At 58.6% G+C, this 19,695-nt stretch carries 15 protein-coding genes; 10 read left to right on the forward strand and 5 right to left on the reverse strand.

What is annotated here, in order from left to right:
- Positions 1-78: 78 nt before the first annotated feature.
- Positions 79-2,406: a methyl-accepting chemotaxis protein gene (locus DESU86_RS05205; RefSeq protein WP_179980073.1), complete on the reverse strand. Its 2,328-nt coding sequence runs from the start codon at positions 2,404-2,406 to the stop codon at positions 79-81.
- A gap of 386 nt (positions 2,407-2,792) precedes the next feature.
- Between DESU86_RS05205 and DESU86_RS05210 the strand changes: the two genes are divergently transcribed.
- From DESU86_RS05210 to DESU86_RS05255, 10 genes are all read left to right on the forward strand, one after another.
- A complete protein-coding gene (locus DESU86_RS05210) occupies positions 2,793-3,077 on the forward strand; it encodes a hypothetical protein (protein ID WP_179980074.1) in 285 nt (94 codons plus the stop codon).
- A gap of 862 nt (positions 3,078-3,939) precedes the next feature.
- The gene (locus tag DESU86_RS05215; protein ID WP_179980075.1) at positions 3,940-5,109 is read left to right on the forward strand and encodes an ABC transporter substrate-binding protein; all 1,170 of its coding nucleotides are present in this window, start codon (positions 3,940-3,942) and stop codon (positions 5,107-5,109) included.
- A gap of 181 nt (positions 5,110-5,290) precedes the next feature.
- Positions 5,291-6,205: a branched-chain amino acid ABC transporter permease gene (locus DESU86_RS05220; protein ID WP_179980076.1), complete on the forward strand. Its 915-nt coding sequence runs from the start codon at positions 5,291-5,293 to the stop codon at positions 6,203-6,205.
- A gap of 12 nt (positions 6,206-6,217) precedes the next feature.
- The gene (locus tag DESU86_RS05225) at positions 6,218-7,378 is read left to right on the forward strand and encodes a branched-chain amino acid ABC transporter permease (RefSeq protein ID WP_179980077.1); all 1,161 of its coding nucleotides are present in this window, start codon (positions 6,218-6,220) and stop codon (positions 7,376-7,378) included.
- A 68-nt stretch (positions 7,379-7,446) separates the two neighbouring features.
- Positions 7,447-8,217, forward strand: a complete 771-nt coding sequence (locus DESU86_RS05230) for an ABC transporter ATP-binding protein (protein WP_179980078.1) — start codon at positions 7,447-7,449, stop codon at positions 8,215-8,217.
- Positions 8,218-8,226: 9 nt separating this feature from the next.
- Positions 8,227-8,949: an ABC transporter ATP-binding protein gene (locus DESU86_RS05235; protein ID WP_179980079.1), complete on the forward strand. Its 723-nt coding sequence runs from the start codon at positions 8,227-8,229 to the stop codon at positions 8,947-8,949.
- A gap of 358 nt (positions 8,950-9,307) precedes the next feature.
- Entirely contained in the window at positions 9,308-9,712 is a 405-nt protein-coding gene (locus tag DESU86_RS05240) for a hypothetical protein (RefSeq protein ID WP_179980080.1), read from the forward strand.
- Positions 9,713-10,281: 569 nt separating this feature from the next.
- Positions 10,282-10,707: an EF-hand domain-containing protein gene (locus DESU86_RS05245; RefSeq protein WP_179980081.1), complete on the forward strand. Its 426-nt coding sequence runs from the start codon at positions 10,282-10,284 to the stop codon at positions 10,705-10,707.
- A 250-nt stretch (positions 10,708-10,957) separates the two neighbouring features.
- Complete coding sequence (locus DESU86_RS05250) at positions 10,958-13,090, forward strand: YgiQ family radical SAM protein (RefSeq protein ID WP_232088404.1); 2,133 nt, start codon at positions 10,958-10,960, stop codon at positions 13,088-13,090.
- A gap of 45 nt (positions 13,091-13,135) precedes the next feature.
- The gene (locus DESU86_RS05255; protein WP_179980082.1) at positions 13,136-13,363 is read left to right on the forward strand and encodes a SlyX family protein; all 228 of its coding nucleotides are present in this window, start codon (positions 13,136-13,138) and stop codon (positions 13,361-13,363) included.
- 537 nt (positions 13,364-13,900) lie between these two features.
- On the opposite strand, the gene DESU86_RS05260 is transcribed toward DESU86_RS05255, so the two are convergent.
- The 4 genes from DESU86_RS05260 to DESU86_RS05275 form a co-directional block, all read right to left on the reverse strand.
- The gene (locus DESU86_RS05260; protein ID WP_179980083.1) at positions 13,901-14,626 is read right to left on the reverse strand and encodes a hypothetical protein; all 726 of its coding nucleotides are present in this window, start codon (positions 14,624-14,626) and stop codon (positions 13,901-13,903) included.
- A gap of 107 nt (positions 14,627-14,733) precedes the next feature.
- Positions 14,734-15,915, reverse strand: coding sequence for a quinone-interacting membrane-bound oxidoreductase complex subunit QmoC (qmoC, locus tag DESU86_RS05265; protein ID WP_179980084.1), 1,182 nt, complete (start codon positions 15,913-15,915; stop codon positions 14,734-14,736).
- A 13-nt stretch (positions 15,916-15,928) separates the two neighbouring features.
- Complete coding sequence (locus tag DESU86_RS05270; protein WP_179980085.1) at positions 15,929-18,214, reverse strand: FAD-dependent oxidoreductase; 2,286 nt, start codon at positions 18,212-18,214, stop codon at positions 15,929-15,931.
- 5 nt (positions 18,215-18,219) lie between these two features.
- Positions 18,220-19,455: a CoB--CoM heterodisulfide reductase iron-sulfur subunit A family protein gene (locus DESU86_RS05275; RefSeq protein WP_179980086.1), complete on the reverse strand. Its 1,236-nt coding sequence runs from the start codon at positions 19,453-19,455 to the stop codon at positions 18,220-18,222.
- Between the last annotated feature and the right edge of the window lie 240 nt (positions 19,456-19,695).

The following is a 19,695-nucleotide window of genomic DNA, read 5'->3' on the forward strand; positions in this document are numbered from 1 at the left end:
AGAAACCGCTTTTCAACGCAAAAGGCCCCGCCGTTCGGCGGGGCCTTTTGCGTTGTTCCGTCTAAACTATATGAAGCCCTACCCATTCGCACTCAAACTCGTGATAAGCCTTTCCAGTTCATTCGCCTGTCTGGACAGATCGGCAATGGCGGTACTGCACTGCGCCATGCCCTGATCCGTGGCATCGGCAATACTGCTGATGGAGCTGATGGCCCTGTTGATTTCTTCTGACGTTGCAGACTGCTGTTCAGCAGCCGCCGCGATGGAATGCACCTGATCTCCGGCGGTTTCCACCATACGCACCACCTGGGCTATGGCCTCGCCGGAGCGTTGCGCCAGGCTGGTGGCCTCGGCCACGCGCTGCACCGCCGCTTCCATCTGGGTTACGGCGTCCTTGGTGCCTTCCTGTATGCCGCCAACGGCGTGGCGCACTTCCGTGGTGGCCTGAGCGGTTTTTTCGGCCAGCTTGCGCACCTCGTCGGCCACAACGGCAAAGCCCCGTCCGGCATCGCCCGCGCGGGCGGCTTCGATGGCGGCGTTAAGGGCCAGCAGGTTCGTCTGGTCGGCAATATCGGATATAACGCCCATAACGGCCCCAATACCCCGCGCCTGATCCCCGAGCTTGTCCATTATGCTGGTCAGCCGTGAAGCTTCCGTGTGGATGGACTGCACCGCTGCGGTCACCTCGGCCACCATGTGCGCGCCGTTCTGGGCTTCGACCTTGGTCGCGTCCCCGGTTTGCGAGGTGGCGGCGGCATTCTGCGCCACTTCCATAATGGTGGCGTTCATCTCTTCCACGGCCGTGGCGGTCTGGGCTACGCGTGAGCTTTGCTCGCGCGCGCCCTCACTGGAGTGGGCGATCTGATCCGAAAGCTGTTTCGAGGCCTCGGCCATATGCTCAACCACCTGCGAAGCCTCGTGGGCCGCCTGGGCAATGGCCGTGTTCTGGGCTTCAATACGGCTTTTCTGGTTGTATATCTCTGTCAGATCATTCCAAAAAGTTATGGAGCCAAGAAGCGTGCCGTCAAGGTTGTAAAATGGCGTGGACTGCGCGGCTATGCGCAGCTGGCGGCCCGAAGCTGACATATAGTCGAATTCCAACATAAGAGTCTTACGCTCCCTGATGGCCTGATCGGACAAGGTCTCGCGTGTCGAGTCATTCTGGAAAAACAGGCCGGAACGCTGCCCGACATAGGATTCACGCGAGCCTGTTTTTTCAAGCATCTTACATAGTTCGTCATTGATCCAGATCATGTTGAAATCCGGCCCCACAATGCCGCAAGGCGTGGGGATGCCGTCCAGCACGCCCTGCGAAAAGCCGAGGCGCTTCTTGAGTTCTTCCACCATGGTGTTCAGGTAGCCGGCAAATGTCGCCATTTCGGCCCTGAACTGGCCGTGCATGGCAGCCTTGAGGTCACCGGCCGCCACCCTGGCGGTAAAGTCCGACAGGGCGCGCAGGGGCTTGAATACCAGACGCTGATTGATAACGGTCAGCAGCACGGCCAGGAACACGATGGCCGCAAGGCCCACGCCGCACAGTACTGTTCGCTGGGTCAGGGCGGGGGCCGCCAGTTCTGCGTCATAGGCGCTCATGCACACGAGCCAGCCCGTGGCCGTAATGGGCGCCACGGTCATAAATTTTTTCTCGCCTTCCCAAGGATATTCGATGATACCCTTCTGGGCCTTCAAGGCTTTCTGGATAAAGTCCTGTCCCGAAAGATCGGTGAGCAGCAGCTTTTTATTGGCGCCGTGGGCGATAATGCGCCCCGTGGCGTCCAGGGCGAAACCGTAGCCCCGCTTTCCAAGCCGGATGGGGTCAATGGTTTTGGCGGTAAAGTCGCTCCAGCGCGGACACACGGCCACGGCTCCCATCAGGGTGCCGTCGGCGGCGTACACCGCCTTGGCCACAACGTATATGAGCATGCCCGCATCCGTGGTGGCCGTCATGACGCTGCCGCTGAAGGCGACACTTTTACCGCTGAAAATGGCCTTGCTGTAATCGCGGTCAAAACGGTCGCCGCCTGCCATGTCCTTGAGATCGGCATTAAGCCCGGCCACGATGCGGCCTTTGACGTCAAAAACGAAAAATGACCAGTAGGCCGGAAAGGCTTTTATATATGTATGTAGAAGCTGCTGCACGTCCTGCTTTGCCAGGGTTGAACCGTCCAGCGCGTCACGGATAACTTCCTGACCGGCCAAGGACGAGGCCACACTGACGGACTGCTCAATATAGTTCTCTGCGGACTGGGCCACGATCATGGCCGTCTGGTCCAGAGCGGCACTCTGCACCCCGGACACCATCCGGTAGGATGATGAGGACACGTACGCGATCAGAACCGCTATGATGATAAAAATGGATGCTGTTATGGAAACAGTGCAAATGGTATTTATGCGAAGCTGCCGCATGGTGCGCCCCCAGACGCTAAGGTGAATCAGAACTTCGCATGTATGCCAAGCTGACAGCATTGGCAACTGCTTTTCATTTGTAATAAGGGCTGTCCGCCGGGGTTCAGCCGGACCGCCTACGGAATTACTGCCAGAAAATCAGAGGTCTGCGCATTCCCGCCTGGTTGCGCCGACCCGAGTGTGTTTTTACCTACGAAGCTGATAAGGACTAAAATCGTTACAGAACGAAAAAACATTAGCGCTCGAAAAAAATCTTTCTGACCATGGCGCTCAGCCCCTGACCGCCAGTTTTTTATATGGCATTAACCATAGTTTCATGATTATATGGGGGGGCTTGCAAAGACGTTCCAAGGGCAACGCATGACGACATAAATGAAGGAGGGGGCATGAGTACGCATGTAACATGGGCGCTGGTGGGTTTTGGCATCGCCCTGCTTTTTGTGTGGGTGTACCAAATGCTCAAACGGCGCAATTTCAAATTTTTCTGGTACCATCCGCTTTTTACGGGCCTGTTTTTGCTCTTTCTTCTTTATCTGCTTGAGCGCATGTTTGCCGACCTGTCAGACTTTGAAGTGCAGGAAAGCTGGAACATGCTGACTTATCTGGGTGTTCCGCTGGCCGCAGCAGCCATTTTCTTTCTGTTCTGGGGCTTCAAGTCCAGAAAAAAATAGCGCGCGCCTGCGAGGGGCGTTTTTTTCAGTGCCGGGCACGCCGGTACAAATGCTGGAAGCGCAGGGTCACCGCCCTGCCCTTCTTTTTTTCCGGCATAACACTTGCAGCGCACCTTTTCGGCGAGGCGTTAGCTGCAACGCAGCCATCATTGCCGAGACGCTGCTGGCCCAGTTGCACTTCCGCCCATTCCCAGGCTTCAGGCAACCCGCCGCCCCATAAGGAGATATAAAAACCATGTCGGCGCAACATCCCCCCGTTCTTTATGCCTGCCCCGCCTTGACCGTTGGCACAGGTGGGGGAAAACTATTTTGCGCCCAAAAAATCAACCTTTTTGTAGAAACCACATTGCATGCTTAATTAGCTAAATTATAAGCTCTTTCTATCAAAAAATCTGTATTCCATTCTTTTCTGCGCTAAATTTTCTACATAAATGTAAATACGTTTTTGCCCTCTTTCAAAGTCTATATAAATGTAAACACTTAATGATTTTAGCTGGTTGTATACTCATACAGCCCAAAAGTGGCGCACCTCCCTCACTCAAGCCAGACCTTATTCGTCTTGATTATTTTATGTAATAAAATTGTAGTGTTATACATATTTGTTTGTTATTTCACAATGTTTTCCTCTCTGTCCTTAAAAACACGCTCTTCCCTTCTGTGACAAATTCTGTCGAAATCCACATTCTTTCTACGTTTACGTAGAAACAAAATAAGGCAAACTACGATTGTGTAGTTTTATTTTTCTATTGCACGATATTTATTGTATAAAAACAGTATATTACAATAATGGAACTCTTCTTGCTTATATGTCTTCCAAGGGTCGAGATTTTTCAATCCGCACGTAAACCACTGGGAGGCTTTCATGAAATTGTTCAAGTTGGCGACTGCTTGTGCTCTCACACTCTTTATGGGGCAGGCGGCCCTTGCGGCGGAACAGCCCATCAAGATAGGCTTCCCCATTCCCCTTACCGGCGAAATCCCCAAGGTAGGCGAAGGCTCAAAATTTGCGGCCGAAATGTTGAAGGAAGAAATCAACGCCAAGGGCGGCCTCAAGGTTGGGGATAAACTCTATCCCCTCGAATTTATTTATGAAGACAACGAGTCCAAGCCCGAATCCGCAGTCAACGTCACCCTCAAGCTCATTGAGCGCGACAAGGTTCACGCCATCGTGGGCCCGCAGTCTTCGCGTCAGGCCGTTCCCGCCGGTGGCGTGGCCAATGACGAAGAAGTGCCGCTGATCACTCCCTGGTCCACCAATCCTGACGCCACCAACGGACGCCCCTGGGTGTTCCGCGGCGCATTTCTTGACCCCTTCCAGGCGCCTGTAGCGGTGGACTTCGCCACCAAGCAGTTCAAGGCCAAAAAGGCCGCTGTGCTCTTTGAAGTGTCCAACGACTACTCCAAGGGTCTGGCCGACAACTTCAAGACTGCCTTTGAAAAAGTGCACGGCAAGGGCTCCGTGGTCGCCATGGAATCCCACGGCCCCAAGGATCAGGACTTTTCTGCCCAGTTGACCAAGATCATCGCGGCCAAGCCCGACTTTATCTTTGTGCCTGAAAACTACAGCTTTGCGGCGCTTATCGTGCCCCAGGCGCGCGACCTTGGCTACAAGGGCCCCTTCATGGGTTCCGACGCCTGGGGTTCCGCCGAACTGTTCAACCTTTGCGGCAAAGACTGCGTGGGCCAGTATTTCTCCACCCACTACACGGCTGAAGGCGCAACGGGCAAGACCAAGGAATTCATCGACAAGTACAAGGCCAAGTACGGCTATGTGCCCGACGATGTCGCCGCCCTTACCTGGGACTCCATCAACATCGTGCTCAAGGCCATTCAGAACGCTGGCAAGGTTGACCCCGACCTCAAGAAGGAACGCAAAATTATCCGTGACAACATGGCTTCTCTTGCAAACTTTGACGGCATCACTGGCAGCATGAAGTTCGACGCCAACCACGACCCCATCAAATGCGCCGTCATCGTGCGCGTTACCGAAAGTGGCAGCTTCGCCTTCGTTGAATCCGTCTGCCCCAAATAGCCAAACCTGCTGACAAGCCTGGGATGGCAGGCCGTGTGCGCCCGCGGGGGGCGGGCGCACGCGGCGCACACTGCCCGAGGGTTTTTTTGGCGCACGCCGCGCATATGGGCCAAGGCCCATCCCCTCTGTGCGACCTGAAGCCGAAACAAACCCCAACTGCTGATACCGAATCGGGTGCCCTATGGACTTTTTTTTGCAGCAGATGCTCAACGCACTGCAATGGGGAAGTTTTTACGCGCTTATAGCCTTGGGTTACACCCTGGTTTACGGCGTTCTTCGGCTCATCAACTTTGCCCATGGCGATATTTTCATGGTGGGCGCATACATCGCGTTTTTTGTCTCAACCTGGCTCATTTCCGGTAACGGCCTTGGCCTGCCGCAGCATACCGTGCTTTGGCTCACCATTCCCCTGACCATGATTCTTACGGCCTTTGTGGGCGTAACCATCGAGCGCGTGGCTTACCGGCCTCTGCGCCGCAAGGGCGCGCACCGCCTGTACGTGGTCATTACGGCCCTCATGTGCGGCCTTATTCTTGAAAACGGCAACCTGGCCCTTTTGGGGGCCACCAAGCGCAAACTTCCCGAGCTCATCGACAAGACCGTCTACTCCATCGGTCCCCTGGTCATCACCAACCTCAAGCTCTGGGTTATTGCGGCGGCCATCCTTGTTTTCATAGCCTTGCAGACCATCGTCACGCGCACCAAGGTGGGCATGGCCATGCGCGCCGTGTCCTGGGACCGCTTCGCCCTGCCCCTTATGGGCATACCTCTGGACAGCGTCATTGTGGTCACTTTTATTCTCGGCTCCGGCATCGCCGGGCTGGGGGGCATGCTCTTTGCCATGTGCTATCCCACACTTGAACCCTACATGGGGGCCATGATCGGCTGGAAAGCCTTTATCGCCGCCGTGGTGGGCGGCATTGGCGACATACGTGGAGCATTTGTGGGCGGCTTTTTGCTGGCGTTTGTGGAGATTATGGTGGTGGCTTTTCTGCCTTCAACCTATATGGACCTGTTCTCCTTCACCATCCTGCTGCTCATTCTGTGGATGCGGCCCACAGGCATTTTCGGAACCCCCCAAACGACCAAAATCTAGCCGGAGTCTGAGATGCTCACCATTGTGCAAATATTGCTTGCTATCCTCGCCCTGCTCTGCTTCGGATATGCTATAAAACGGGTCGTCTGTCAGAAGAAAATCGATTGTCTGCTGTTCCTGATCCTCGGCGTGGCGCTCATCTGCGCCGAGCACTTCGCATGGCTGGACGGCTACTGGCTTTCCGTACTCAAATTTATGGGCATCAACATCGTCTTTGCCGCCAGTCTCAACCTGGTCAACGGCTATATGGGCGAATTTTCCTGTGGTCACGCGGGCTTCATGTGCGTTGGAGCCTACGTGGGCGGCCTTATTTCCATCATCCTGTTTACACAGAACAAGCTGCTGGGCGCTCCGCTGCTCCCGCCCGAGATGGCTCCGCTGCTCTTTCCCCTGATCATTCTGGTGGCGGGCTGCGCGGCGGCCATCTTTGGCCTGCTGGTGGCCCTGCCCTCGTTCAAGACACGTGACGACTACCTGGCCATCATCACCATCGCGGCCAACTACATCATCATCGCCGTGATCATCAATATCGACGTCGTGGGCGGCCCGCGCGGCCTTTCGGGCATGCGCGCCACCGTGCGCGCCATGGAGCGCGTGGCCGACGTGCCCTGGATGATGATCTGGGTCGTGCTGCTTGTCATGGTGTCTGTCATGATGCTCTTCAGGCTGGTCAACAGCACTCTGGGCAAGGGCATACCCGCCGTTTGCCAGAACGAGGTCGCCGCAGAAATCATGAGTGTCAACACCAAGAAGGTCAAACTTGTGGCCTTTATGGTTTCGGCAGGCATCGCCGGCATGGCTGGCGCGGTATACGCCCACATGTTCAGTTCCATTTACGCCAACAGTTTCGGCATCATGAAGTCCACGGAGGCCATGGTTATGGTCTATCTGGGCGGCATGGGCTCGCTTTCCGGCTCCGTCATGGCGGCCATCCTCTTTACCCTGCTCATCGAAGTGCTGCGCTTCGCGCTGCCCGCCCTGAGCGACCTCTTGCACACCCTGCCCTTTGTGCCCGACAGCTTCATGATCAGCCAGGAATGGAAGTGGGTGCTTATTCCCCTTATCCTCATCCTGCTCATGCAATTCCGTCCCGAAGGGCTTTTGGGCAACCGCGAACTTACCCAGGTCTTTCCCCGGCTGAAAAGACTGCTCACCACCGCCCGCGTAGAATAACCGGCGGCGGCAAATCATGGTTGTACGGACAAAATCCCTGATGACCGACAACATACTGGGGGCAAACCTTGGCACTGCTTGAAATGAAAGACGTGACGCAACGCTTCGGCGGACTTATCGCGCTGTCATGCTTCAACATACGGATTGAGGAAAACAGCCTGACGGGCCTTATCGGGCCCAACGGCGCTGGCAAAACCACTGTGTTCAACCTGGCTTCTGGATTTTATCACGCCAGCGAGGGCGGCATTATCTTTGACGGCTACAAGTACGACTCCAAACTTGAGCCGCATGAGGTCACAAATCTGGGCATGGCCCGCACCTTTCAGAATATCCGCCTGTGGAGCGACATGACGGTTCTGGACAATATCTGCGTGTCGCAATACAGCCGCCTCGGCTATGGCCTGCTGGACGCGTGGTTCAATACGGGCCGTTACGGCCGCGAAGAAAAGCGCGTGAAAGACAAGGCCTCCCACATCCTGGAGGTAATGGAACTCAGCGACGTGGCGGAGGAAATGCCCAAGAACCTGCCCTATGGTCTGCAACGCCGTGTGGAACTGGCCCGCGCCCTTTCCACGGACCCCAAGCTGCTCCTGCTGGACGAACCGGCGGCCGGGCTCAACTCCTCGGACGTGGACGGTCTGATCAAGCACATCGGCTGGATTTACGACCAGTTCAAAATCGCCATCTGGATGATCGAACACCAGATGAAGGTGGTCATGTCGCTGTGTCAGCACATCACCGTGATGGAGTTCGGGCAGATCATCGCCAGCGGCACGCCACAGGAAATCCAAAGCAACCCGGATGTCATCAAGGCATATCTGGGCGACGAAAACGTGTAAGGGGGCGACATGTTGCTGGAAGTTGAAAATCTCTACGCGGGATACGGCAAGATCGAAGCCCTGCACGGCATCTCCTTTCATGTGAACGAAGGCGAAATTGTCACGCTCATCGGGGCCAACGGCGCGGGCAAGTCCACTACGCTCAAGGCAGTCATGCGGCTTACGCCGCCGGAATCGCCCACGGTGTTCAGCGGCGACATCCGTTTCAAGGGCAAATCCATCCTCAAGACCGAGGCGCACAACGTGGTGGCCCATCTGAAAATGGACCTCGTGCCCGAAGGCAGACACATTTTCGGCAACCTCACCGTGCATGAAAACCTCAAGCTTGCCACGTGGACACGCAAGGGCAGCGGCATTGAAAAGGACATGGACAGGGTTTTTGACCTGTTCCCCCGTCTTCAGGAACGCATGCACCAGCGCAGCGACACCCTCTCCGGCGGCGAACAGCAGATGCTGGCCGTTGGCCGGGCGCTCATGACGGACTGCTCTGTCATTCTTCTGGACGAACCCTCCATGGGGCTTTCGCCCCTGCTCATGTACGACATGTTCCGCACTTTCAAAAAGCTCAACAGCGAAGGACTCACGGTTGTCGTTGTGGAGCAGAACGCCCGCCTGGCCCTCCAGGTGGCAGACCGGGGGTATGTGCTGGATACAGGATCCATCGTGGCCCAGGGCACGGCGGCGGAACTGGCCGATACCCCTGAAATAAAAGCGGCCTATCTGGGCGCGTAACAGCAGGCACAACTGCCGGATTCCGTCCTACCTTTCCGGAATTCCGGCAACAACAGCCAAGCGGAGCCAGCATCCCTCCGCCCCCACAAGAAGCCATGGCTTTCTGTACAGGGGCGACACAAAGGGGTATGCTGGCTCTGCTGCTTTTCTGTATTTGAGCAATGTAACTTTTACATTGCCCTAGTGGCCGCGTGAGCAGACGTTAGAGCAATTTCAAAGTGAAATTGCTCTAAAAATTGCATCATCCGGCAGAATGACAACTTGAAATGTACAGCATTTCAAGGATACTCTGATCTGACATTTCTGTGCACTGAAACGCCCACCGTACCTCGGCACTGGCTACGCACACGGAGGAAGCATGAAACAAGAACACGCCATCAATCCCGCCCTGACCCAGCTTACCCAATGGCTGCGCCAACGCCACGCTCAGGTGCTGCAGGCCGAGGCAAAAGCCCTGCAATATCTTGACGAGGGCGACGCCACCAGCCACAATGCCTGCATGCGCCAGAAGGCCGAACTGCTGAGCACCATGGCTGAAGACGCCAAGCCCATGCTTGAATTTCTGCCCGGCGAACTGCGGTTCAATCTGGCCATGGCTCTGGAAAAGTTTTCCTCCAGCGCCCGTATGGCTCTACGGCTCAATTCCATATTCTATATGGGCGCCCTGCTTTACCCGGACGACCACGTAAAAGGCGAGCCAGACAACCTGATACTGTGCATTGAACGCATTGAAAAACAGGGCGAAGGCTTCCAACACGACTAGGCTTCGCCGTTTGCAACGCCCCAGCCGCGTGTTCAGTCGTCAGCCGTAAAGGCGCAGACCCGGTTCAGCTCTGGCCCCAAAGCCTGCGGATAAAGCACGCACCGCCCTGCCTAGAGCAATTTCACTAGCGATGCTGTCGCCATCCGTAAGGCTTCTTCGTCGCCTAACGGCTGCCGCTTGAAATTGCTCTGCTGACGCGAAGGCGGCAGCCGCCACGAAGTGGCGTGGATTCTGGCGAGCTTTAGCCGTTGCGACGAAGGAAGCTACGGATTAAGACAGCAATTGGTTAATAGAGCGAGCAGCCTGCTGATGGCTGGCGCAAACCACGCTTTTCGCCTGAATGATGCGTTGAAACAAGGAGTGTTTCAAAAGCAAACTGCTCTAGTGTCCCGTGGCACGCTGAAGCCAGCACCTGCCGCACCGATCTAAAACAGCGGATGACAGAACACTTGTCAAAGGTCTTTGTGGACTTATTTCAAATTTACACGCTGCCCGCAGGGCGGCGCAACTAGCATACAACCCCGCCCGGCATGGGGCCGCGCGGCTTCAGAACCTCCAAGGAGTACCGCATGACGCGCACCCTAGATTTACCCGATATATCGGCCATGCTGAAAATATCTCTGCTTCCCCTTCTGGCGGCCCTCATCCTCATGGCATCCCCAGTCCATGCCATGCCCGGCATGGGCAGCGGCGAAGGCGGCGGCATGGGCGACAAGTTCAGCCAGATGGATACCAATAAAGACGGCAAGGTCAGCCGTGAAGAGTTCAAGGCGGCCTTTCCCAACATGAGGGATGAAGCCTTTGTGGCCATAGACAAGGACGGCGACGGCTTCATTTCCGTTGACGAATGGAATGCCTTCATGAAGGACCATTCTTCCGGCATGCGCCCCAATACCATGAATAATGGCCCCATGCCCACTGTTCCCGGCAATCCGATGATGCCCAATCCCGGCAGTCCCGAACTGCCGCTGGTCACGCCGCCCAATGGCAACTAAGCGCTCTGGACCGGCCTTTTCCGAGCCCCGGCGTTCCACTGCGAATGCCGGGGCCGCTTCTGTTTCCGGGCCTCAGTCCCGGTCTGAGTCGAGGTCTGAGTCACGATCACAACACGGCGCACAATCTAAGGCGCAACACAGGCCAAAGCATGGGCATCAGCCCGGGCCGCAGTCCAGTTCATTGGCCGGGGTGCAGTCTGCGGTACAGTCCGGGCCGTTACCCGCCGGGGAACAGCCCCTCTTTGTGCCCATGAGCGCGGCCGAAATGCACGCTCTTGGCTGGGACAGTCTGGACGTGCTCTTCATCACCGGCGACGCCTATGTGGATCACCCCTCCTTCGGCAGCGTTCTGCTGGCGCGCTGGCTGATCCACCACGGCTACCGCGCGGGCATTGTGGCCCAGCCGCGATGGGAAACCCCCGACGACCTTCTGGTCATGGGCAGACCACGCCTGTTCGCCGGCGTCAGCGCTGGCGCGCTGGATTCCCTGCTGGCCCACTACACGGCCTTTCGCAAAAAGCGCCATGACGACGCCTACACCCCTGGCGGTCAAGCGGGCGCGCGCCCCAACAGGGCCTGCCTGGTATACGCCAATCTGGCGCGCCGGGCCTTTCCCGGCCTGCCCCTGGTGCTTGGCGGCATTGAGGGCAGCCTGCGGCGCGTGAGCCATTACGACTTCTGGACAGACTCGCTGCGCAAGCCCATTCTTATGGACGCCAAGGCCGACCTGCTCATCTGGGGCATGGGAGAGCGCGCCACCCTGGAATGCGCCCAGCGGCTGGACGCCGGGGAAAATTTGCGCGGCATACCCGGCACAGCCTGGTTGGACAAGCTGGAGCAGACCCCCGACGGCCCGCGCCCGGCCAACCTGCCGCCGAAAATGACCCAGGCCCCCTGCGTGCCCCTGCCCGGCCACGAAGAAATCCTGGCTGATCCCGTCAAACTGCTGACCATGACGCAGGAGCTGGAACGCCAGGTGCACAGACTGGACGCCTGGGCCTTTCAGCCCGTGGGCGACCGCGCCGTGGTGCTGGCCCGCCCGGCTCCGCCCCTGACCACGCAGGAAATGGACGCCCTGTATGAAATCCCCTTTACCCGGCGGCCTCACCCCAGCTACAAGGAAGCCATCCCGGCGGCGGAAATGATGCGCACCAGCATTACCAGCCATCGCGGCTGCGGCGGCGGCTGCTCCTTCTGCTCGCTGGCCCTGCATCAGGGCCGTCGCATCAGCTCCCGGTCCGAAGCTTCCGTGCTGGACGAGGCACGTCAGCTTGGGCAGGAAAACATGGCCCGTGGCAAGGGGCCTGTGGCCATTTCGGACGTGGGCGGACCCACGGCCAACATGTGGCAGGGCTATTGCGCCCTTGACCGGGCGGAAATCACCCGCGAAGATCATACGCCGCCCGTTGAAACCTCCACGGTGCAAAGCCCCGAACACCACAGCGCCGCGCACGCCCCGGCAGACGCGCCCGCCAGGAGCCGCTGCCGACGGGCAAGCTGCTGTTACCCTACGGTATGCAAATTTTTCACAACGCCGCAAAACAGGCATGTGGGCCTGCTGCGCAAGGTCGCGGCACTGCCCGAAGTCAAGCAGGCCCGCGTTGCCAGCGGCGTTCGCGCTGACCTGGCCCTGCGTGACGCCGCCGCCCTGGCCGCCTACACGGGCGAGTTCACGGGCGGGCAACTCAAGGTCGCGCCCGAACACTGCGCCACCGGCGTGCTCTCGCTCATGCGCAAGCCGCCCCTGGAAGTCTTTGAGGCCTTTCTGGCCAGCTTTGTGCGCCAGAGCAAGGCGGCAGGACGCGAACAGTACGTTGTTCCCTACCTTATGAGCGGCTTCCCCGGCTGTACGGACGACGACATGCGCACCCTCGCCCACTGGCTGCGCCAGCGCAACTGGAATCCACGCCAGACCCAGTGCTTTATCCCCACACCCGGCACCATTGCCACGGCCATGTTTTACTGCGGCAAAAACGAGGCCGGGGAAGACATCTACGTGGCCCGAACCGATGCCCAGCGCCTGCGGCAGCACGGCCTGCTCATGCCCGGCAGAAGTCCGGGTGACGAGGACGGCAACCGCCCACGGCGCGGCAACGAAGGCCACGCCCGCAACAATGACGCCAATGCCCGTCGCCAAACACCCGGCGGCAGACAAGGTCGTGATGATCGGCCCGACGCCCGACGTGACGGCCGACCCGATACCCGACGTGACGCCCAACATGATGCCCAACATGACGCCCGACGTGCCCCCAGGCGTGATGCGGACGCGGCCCAGGCCAGACCCCCGGAAAAGACGGGCCAGAAACCCGGCAGACAGGGCGGTCGCTCAAATGAAAACAGGCAGGATAGTCGCAAGCTTCCGGCCCCTGGACGCCGCGCCTGACACACAGAAGCGTAGTGAACAGAAAAATGACGGGCAGGAGAATCTATGCCGCAAAATCTTGAAGATCGCCTTACCAGACTGGAAGAACTGACTTTTTTCCAGGAAGAGCGCATCGAAAAACTCGACGCGGCCCTTATGGCCCAGCAAAGCCAACTGGACGCCGTGGAGCAGGAATTGGCCAGCGCCCGCACAGTCATTCGCGCCCTGCGCGACAAGATGGCCGAGCAGCCGGAAAACGGCCTGCCGCCGCACTTTATGCCCGAGCGCTGGTAATATGAAATCGCTGTTGTAGGGAAAATGCTCTGTGGGGGAGGGACCCTTTTAAAAAAGGGTCTCCTCCCCCACACCCCCTCCCCCTAAAACGTTTATGTGTAGGTGAGTCAACGCTGAAGATGACCAGGTCTGAAACGATTCCCTACAGTGGCGTCTTCCAGAGTCACGCAATTTCAAAGACAGTTGACTCTACAGAAATAGGCCCGCACTTCGAAGAAGTGCGGGCCTATTTATTCATAAAAGCTGGCTGCGATTGCGACAGCCTCCGTCAGGTCAGAAGAGTGAATATTCTCAATGCGAGAATGCTCTAGACAGGGTCGGCACGAGATGAATTTTCAGTTATATCAAGGAGAACGAGCCTTTTATGCAGGGAGTGTACTCTGATCGTACTCGACCGGAATAAAAGGCGAAGCTCGACGCCGAAATAACTGGAAAGGCGCTCGTGACGGCACTGTCTAGGGGTGGGGGCGTGGGGGAGGGACCCTTTTACAAAAGGGTCCCTCCCCCACAGAACTCTTCACCCCAAACAACTTTGTTCTAGAAACCGAAACCGTCAGAACTCGCGCCGGAAGCTCCGAAGCCGAAATCGTCGGGCACGGCGTTTTCTTCAATGGCTTCAGCCGCGGCTTCGTCGCCGGAGGCGGTCAGGGCCGCGCCAGCGCCGCCAGCCATGACCATGCCCTTAAGGCCGTCCTTGATGGCGTCTTTGATATTCATGAGCAAATCGTCATGGTTGACGGCGATCTTGCCCTGGTATTCGGCCGTCTGACGGCGCAGGCCGCCGATATCGGCGTTCAGGGTCTTGATCTTGGCTTCCAGTTCATCAACCTTTTTGGACAGCGCTTCGGCGCGGGCTTCCGTGGGCTCGAGGGCGCGTACGCGTTCTTCAAGAGCCGTGGCGGCGGAAGTCTGGGCAACCATGCTGTCATAGACTTCGCCCAGGAAGTCCAGCACCTTGTCAACCATGGCCTTGGTGTGACCGTCCATGGCGGGGAGGGAAACATTGTCGCCAAGCAGGCTTCTGCCGTTGCTCACAAAGGCGTCCCAGGACTGGCCTTCTTTCCATTCCAGTTCCAGAAACTTGGGGAAGCAACGGGCCAGCCAGGTGGCGGCGAAGGGGCCCACGGCCTTGGCGCAGGTGTCACAGACAACGGTGCGCCCGGCCACAAAACCGGCGATTTCCTTTACGTCCACGCCATCCTTGCCCACCACCAGGGCAAGCACGGACTCCACAGGAAAAACTTTGCGAGATGTATCGGACATGGCGGCCTCCTCCTCGGAGATCGTATTTTTATTCATGAAAACTCTGTTCCAACAGTCCAAACGTTGGCGTCGCCCCGGCCGGCATGAAGCCAGCCGGGGTCCGTCAGCTAGCTCCTGCCGTACATGCGGGCGTACAGCAACGCCACTGTGCGGTATAAAATATGCCCGAGCTTGGACCAGGGCAGATAGGCGAAAAGCATCCACACACATACCAGGTGCAGGTAATACACGACAAAGGCAGGCACAATGGCGTCCGCCAGGCGGAAGCCCTGAGCCATCACGCCCGTGAGCGCGATTACCCATATGATGCCCAGCAGGTACCAGTCGTACCAGCTTGAGCCCTGGAACTTGGGATTCAGACGCAGACGGCGAACCGTCAGCAGGCCCAGGCCCAGCAGCAGCATGAACGCGCCGATGTTGGCCAGAATCTTCACCGGGAAGGTCAGCGGCATGGGCGTTTCAATCTTGATGAGCGGAATGACCTTGCCGCCCCAATGGCCCAAAGCCACTACAGCCGTCACAAAGGCCAGGATGGCGAAGCTCCACACCAGAAGGAAGTGGCCGTTTTTGCGGCTGGGCGTTTCCTTGCCGGTGACGGGGCCGTCTTCGCAATCGTCGAACTTGCGGTGGGTGATGATTTCATCCCACAGCACGTCCCACAGATGCCAGACCCAGCATTTGGTCTTGCCGATAACGGTCATCTTGCCTTCAGGCTTGAATTGCGCCCACAGCTTCATGGCCCCCCGCGCCAGTATGAACAGCGCGGTGAAGAAGGTCAGCATGAAGATGGGGTCAATGGTGTAGTCGCCGTAGAATATCTGGCCGAAGACGATTCGGCCGTCGGCGGCGCGGGGGAACCACTGGCCGCCGTTAAAGCCGGCGCGGATCCACCACACCACAAGCCAGAGCACCGCCGGGATGGCGAAGAGAATGGGCAGGCCAGCGGGCTTGCTCATCCACTTGCCCACGATGGAAGGCTCGGTCAGATCTTTATAGATGACATTGCGTGCCGCGCCCATGAGGTCGGCAGGCTTGGCGCCACGGGGGCACAGGTCGGAGCAGTTGCCGCAGTTGTGGCAGAGCCACAAGTCTATATCAGCGCGCAGCTTGTCCTTGAGGCCCCAGGAGGCCCATACCATTTCCTTGCGCGGATAGGGCGCGTTGGCAGGAGCCAGGGGGCAGGCCACGGAACACGTGGCGCACTGGTAGCACTTCTTGAGGGACTCGCCCCCCGCTTCTTCCAGCGCCCTGGCGAACTCCAGGTCAGGTTTGATTGTAATTTGTGCCATTGCTGCCTTCCTCCTACATGCCCTTGAACGGGTTGGGGCCCATTGCCATGATGCGGTCCACAAAGCCGTCGATGAGGTTGGGGACCTTGTCGTACTCGTCAATGGCCACTTCAAGCAGTTCCACCCGTTCAGGCTGCACGCCCAGGCGGTTGAGAGTCTCGGCTATGTTGTCCTTGCGCTTGGCGCAGATTTCGGAGCCTTTCACAAAGTGGCACTGGTAGTCGTCGCCATACTTGCAGCCCAGCAGCATCACACCGTCATAGCCCTTGCTCATGGCGTCGGACACCCAGATGGCGTTGACCGAACCAAGGCAGCGCACGGGGATGATGCGGCAGTAGGGGCTCCAGGGCTTGTGGCGCTCACCGGCCATATCCAGGGCGGGGTAGGCGTCGTTTTCGCAAGCCAGGATCAGCACGCGGGGGCCGTCTTTCTTGAAGTCCTTGGGCACCTGCACTTCACGTATCATGGAGCCGATCTGGTCGATATTGTAGTTCGCGAAGGAGATGACGCGCTCGGGGCAGGCCCCAAAACAGGTGCCGCAGCGGCGGCAGCGCGTGGGGTTGAGCCTGGGCGTACCCTTTTCGTCATCGTCCAGCGCGCCAAAGGGACATTCCTCGGTGCAGCGCTTGCACTGGGTGCAGCGAACCATGTTGAACAGCGGGTAGGACAGGTCGCCCGAACGCGGGTGCACGGCCACGCCGTGGCTTGCCGCCTCAATGCACTGCACGGCTTTGAGCACCGCGCCCTTGGCGTCTTCTTCACAGGCGTCCATGGTCAGGGGCTGACGCACGCAACCCGCCGCGTACACGCCGGTGCGGCGCGTTTCGTAGGGGAAGCAGATGTAGTTTGAGTCGGCAAAGCCGTCAAACAGCGCCAGATCGGGAAAATCCGGGCCCTGACGATAGTCGAAATGGATGGTCACGTCCTTGGCCGTGGTGGGCACAAGGCCCGTAGGCAGAACAACCATGTCCACATCAAGGTCAAAATCCATGCCCAGCAGCGTGTTTTTGCACTCAACGACCATGTGGTTGCCAGCCTCACGGATGTCCGTGACGTCGGCCTTGGTCATCATGACGCCCAGGCGTTCCTGCATCTTCTTGTAGAAGCGCTCCAGGATGCCGGGAACAGTCATGTCCTTGTAAAGGATGAAGGTCTGACAGGCATCGTCGGTCTTTTCACAGACGGTATTGGCCAGACGCAGCATGCCCACGCTGTTGACGGCGTTGGAGTACGCCAAGTGGCGGATGCTTTCGAGGTCTTCTTTCACAAAGACTTCTTCGCCTTCAGCGGCAGGGGCTGCGGCAGGGGTTGCGCCAGACTCTGGGGCAGGCGCTTCGCCCTCAAGGGGGCAGCCTTCCACAGCCTCGGTCACGGCCTTTTCGGCCATGGTGGTATCAAGCACAAAGGCTATGCGGTTGGCCTTGACCTGGTCGGCGACCAGCATCTTGCCAAAGGTGGCGGCGTCCACCACCATGGGGCTTTTGCCCAGGCCCATGGGAGCGAGGTACTTCTGGTCCAGGGCCACCCAGCCCGTGGCCAGCACAACAGCGCCCACTTCCACTTCCACCGTGCCGGAGGCTGTGTCGATGGCGGCCTTGAATTCGCCCGGCTGGCCTTCCAGCTTCTGCATCCGGGCGCTTGTGTAAATCTTGATCTTGGGGCTGCCCATGGCCTCGCTGACCTTGGCCACGAGGTTGGTGGACTGCTTGTTTTCCCAGGGCGAAGCCAGAGGTGAGGCCATGGGAATGTTGTTGGCCGCGCCGCCCAGCTTGTCGCTTTTTTCCACCAGCACCACTTCATAGCCGGTGGCCGCAGCTTCAAGGGCCGCCGTAAGGCCGGTCCAGCCGCCGCCAATAACCAGAATGCGCTGCACGCCCGCCACCGAAGCGGCTTCGGGAGCCTCGCTCTTCTGCAGTTTCACCACGCCCATGTTCACGTAGTCGCGGGCCATGAGCCGCAGCAGTTCAGGCGCGCCCTTGGCTGTATCCACAGGGCTTCTGTCGGGATTTTTGTATGCCTGCACGCATTGTTCGCGCAGGTTCACGTGTTCGATCAGCACGGGCAGGCGATAGAGTTCGCCGTCCACGCGCGGGGAAGCGCCGCAGAGCAGCACGCCGTCAAGGCCCTGGGCCTCGATGTCAGCCTTGATTTCATCCAAGGCCAATGCCAGCACGGGAACCACCTTAACCACGGCAGTGAGATCGCCCCACTTTTCCGCAGTTTGGGCGGCAAGCGCCTCTACGTCGAGGCCGCCGCCGATGTTCTGCTGGTCAAAATAGACGCCAATCTTACCGGCCATGCCGCCTACCTCCCTTTCACCGTTTGTACCGCCTTCAGGGCGGCGGCTGTGCCGGACTGAGCCGAGCGCATCACATCAAGGGGCATGCGAGCGCAACCGGCTGCAAAAATACCGGCCTCTTCACCGCCCGCCACAAAGCCTTCTTCATCAAGAGGCAGGGGCAGAGGCGCGTCTTCACCGGCCAGCGAGGGCTGCATGCCCGTGGCCAGTACAACAAGGTCATAATCAAGGGTGAGTTTTTCACCGCTCACGGCGTCCTCGGCGGTCAGGCGAACCTTGTCGCCTTCGGCCTGCACGGCGTCAGCCACTTTGCCCTTGACAAAATGCACATTGGGCATGGCCTTGACCTTTTCAAGCACCTTCACATAGCGGCCAGGGGCGCGCAGGTCGATGTAGTACACCGTGATCTGCGTTTCAGGGCTTTGCTCGGCCAGATACTGGCAGTGCTTGAGCGTGGCCATACAGCAGATATAGGAGCAATAGTTCAGGTGGTTCTGGTCGCGGGAACCCGCACACTGCACAAAGGCCACATGGTGCGGCCTGCGCCCGTCAGTGGGACGCACTATGCGCCCGCCGGTGGGCCCGCTGGGCGCGGCAAGGCGCTCAAGCTGCATGTTGGTAATGCAGTTTTTCACGGCGCCGGCGCCAAGGTTGGTGAGGCGGGTCACGTCGTAGGGCTTCCAGCCGGTGGCGACGACCACCGCGCCAACGCTGAGCTCGATTTCGCGAGGCCCTTCATTCACGTCCAGAAACTGGTTGCCCGCAACGCGGGCCGCGTCGGCCTTGGAAAGCCCCTTCATGTCCAGCGTGTAACGGCTGGGGAAGGCAAAGGGCATGGCCTTGAAAAGGGCCTTGCGCTTGGAAAGGCCGAAGTCAAATTCGCTGGGGGTTTCACCGTCCAGACTGGAAGCCAGCAGGCCGAAATCCACATTGTGGGGCGCCGTGTGGCGCGGTTCGATGCGCACCTTCACGGTGTAGTCGCCCTTGACCCCGCGAAAGCCGACCACTTCTGCCTGGGTAAAGAACTTCACACGGGGATTTTTCCTGATACGCTGGAACTGGATTTCCAGGCCGCAGGAGGGAGGACAGAGTTTTGGGAAATATTTGTTGAGCTGAGCCACGCGGCCCCCGAGCCAGGGCGACTTTTCGACGATATAGACGTCGTGGCCCAGTTCCGCCGCTTCAATGGCGGCTGTAAGGCCTGCAAAGCCGCCGCCCACGACGAGAATGGCATTGGACATCCTGGATATCCTCCTGCGTTGTTGCATAGCGGCTGAAGAAGCGCCAAAGGGCTTCCGCCGCAGAAAAAAGGGTGGCCGCATCCGGCCTGTCTTAACGGGCTCCGGCTCTAACCGGCTGCCGACGATCAATCGCCCTGCCTGAGTGCGATGATCCTGAGCCGTCCACGCGCCCTCAAGACACTGCCTCCCCATAACCGGCAAAACTCCCGCTGACGGTCTTGCCGTCCAGCGGGGAGCGTG

Source organism: Desulfovibrio sp. 86 (genome assembly GCF_902702915.1).
In the GTDB taxonomy this organism is placed as follows: Bacteria; Desulfobacterota; Desulfovibrionia; order Desulfovibrionales; family Desulfovibrionaceae; genus Desulfovibrio.

Coding starts and splice junctions, on each gene's coding strand:
- DESU86_RS05215 (WP_179980075.1), top strand. CDS start 3,940: ATGAAATTGTTCAAGTTGGCGACTGCTTGTGCTCTCACACTCTTTATG.
- DESU86_RS05245 (WP_179980081.1), top strand. CDS start 10,282: ATGACGCGCACCCTAGATTTACCCGATATATCGGCCATGCTGAAAATA.
- DESU86_RS05275 (WP_179980086.1), bottom strand. CDS start 19,455: ATGTCCAATGCCATTCTCGTCGTGGGCGGCGGCTTTGCAGGCCTTACA.
- qmoC (WP_179980084.1), bottom strand. CDS start 15,915: ATGGCACAAATTACAATCAAACCTGACCTGGAGTTCGCCAGGGCGCTG.
- DESU86_RS05220 (WP_179980076.1), top strand. CDS start 5,291: ATGGACTTTTTTTTGCAGCAGATGCTCAACGCACTGCAATGGGGAAGT.
- DESU86_RS05225 (WP_179980077.1), top strand. CDS start 6,218: ATGCTCACCATTGTGCAAATATTGCTTGCTATCCTCGCCCTGCTCTGC.
- DESU86_RS05260 (WP_179980083.1), bottom strand. CDS start 14,626: ATGTCCGATACATCTCGCAAAGTTTTTCCTGTGGAGTCCGTGCTTGCC.
- DESU86_RS05210 (WP_179980074.1), top strand. CDS start 2,793: ATGAGTACGCATGTAACATGGGCGCTGGTGGGTTTTGGCATCGCCCTG.
- DESU86_RS05270 (WP_179980085.1), bottom strand. CDS start 18,214: ATGGCCGGTAAGATTGGCGTCTATTTTGACCAGCAGAACATCGGCGGC.
- DESU86_RS05235 (WP_179980079.1), top strand. CDS start 8,227: ATGTTGCTGGAAGTTGAAAATCTCTACGCGGGATACGGCAAGATCGAA.
- DESU86_RS05205 (WP_179980073.1), bottom strand. CDS start 2,406: ATGCGGCAGCTTCGCATAAATACCATTTGCACTGTTTCCATAACAGCA.
- DESU86_RS05240 (WP_179980080.1), top strand. CDS start 9,308: ATGAAACAAGAACACGCCATCAATCCCGCCCTGACCCAGCTTACCCAA.
- DESU86_RS05250 (WP_232088404.1), top strand. CDS start 10,958: ATGAGCGCGGCCGAAATGCACGCTCTTGGCTGGGACAGTCTGGACGTG.
- DESU86_RS05255 (WP_179980082.1), top strand. CDS start 13,136: ATGCCGCAAAATCTTGAAGATCGCCTTACCAGACTGGAAGAACTGACT.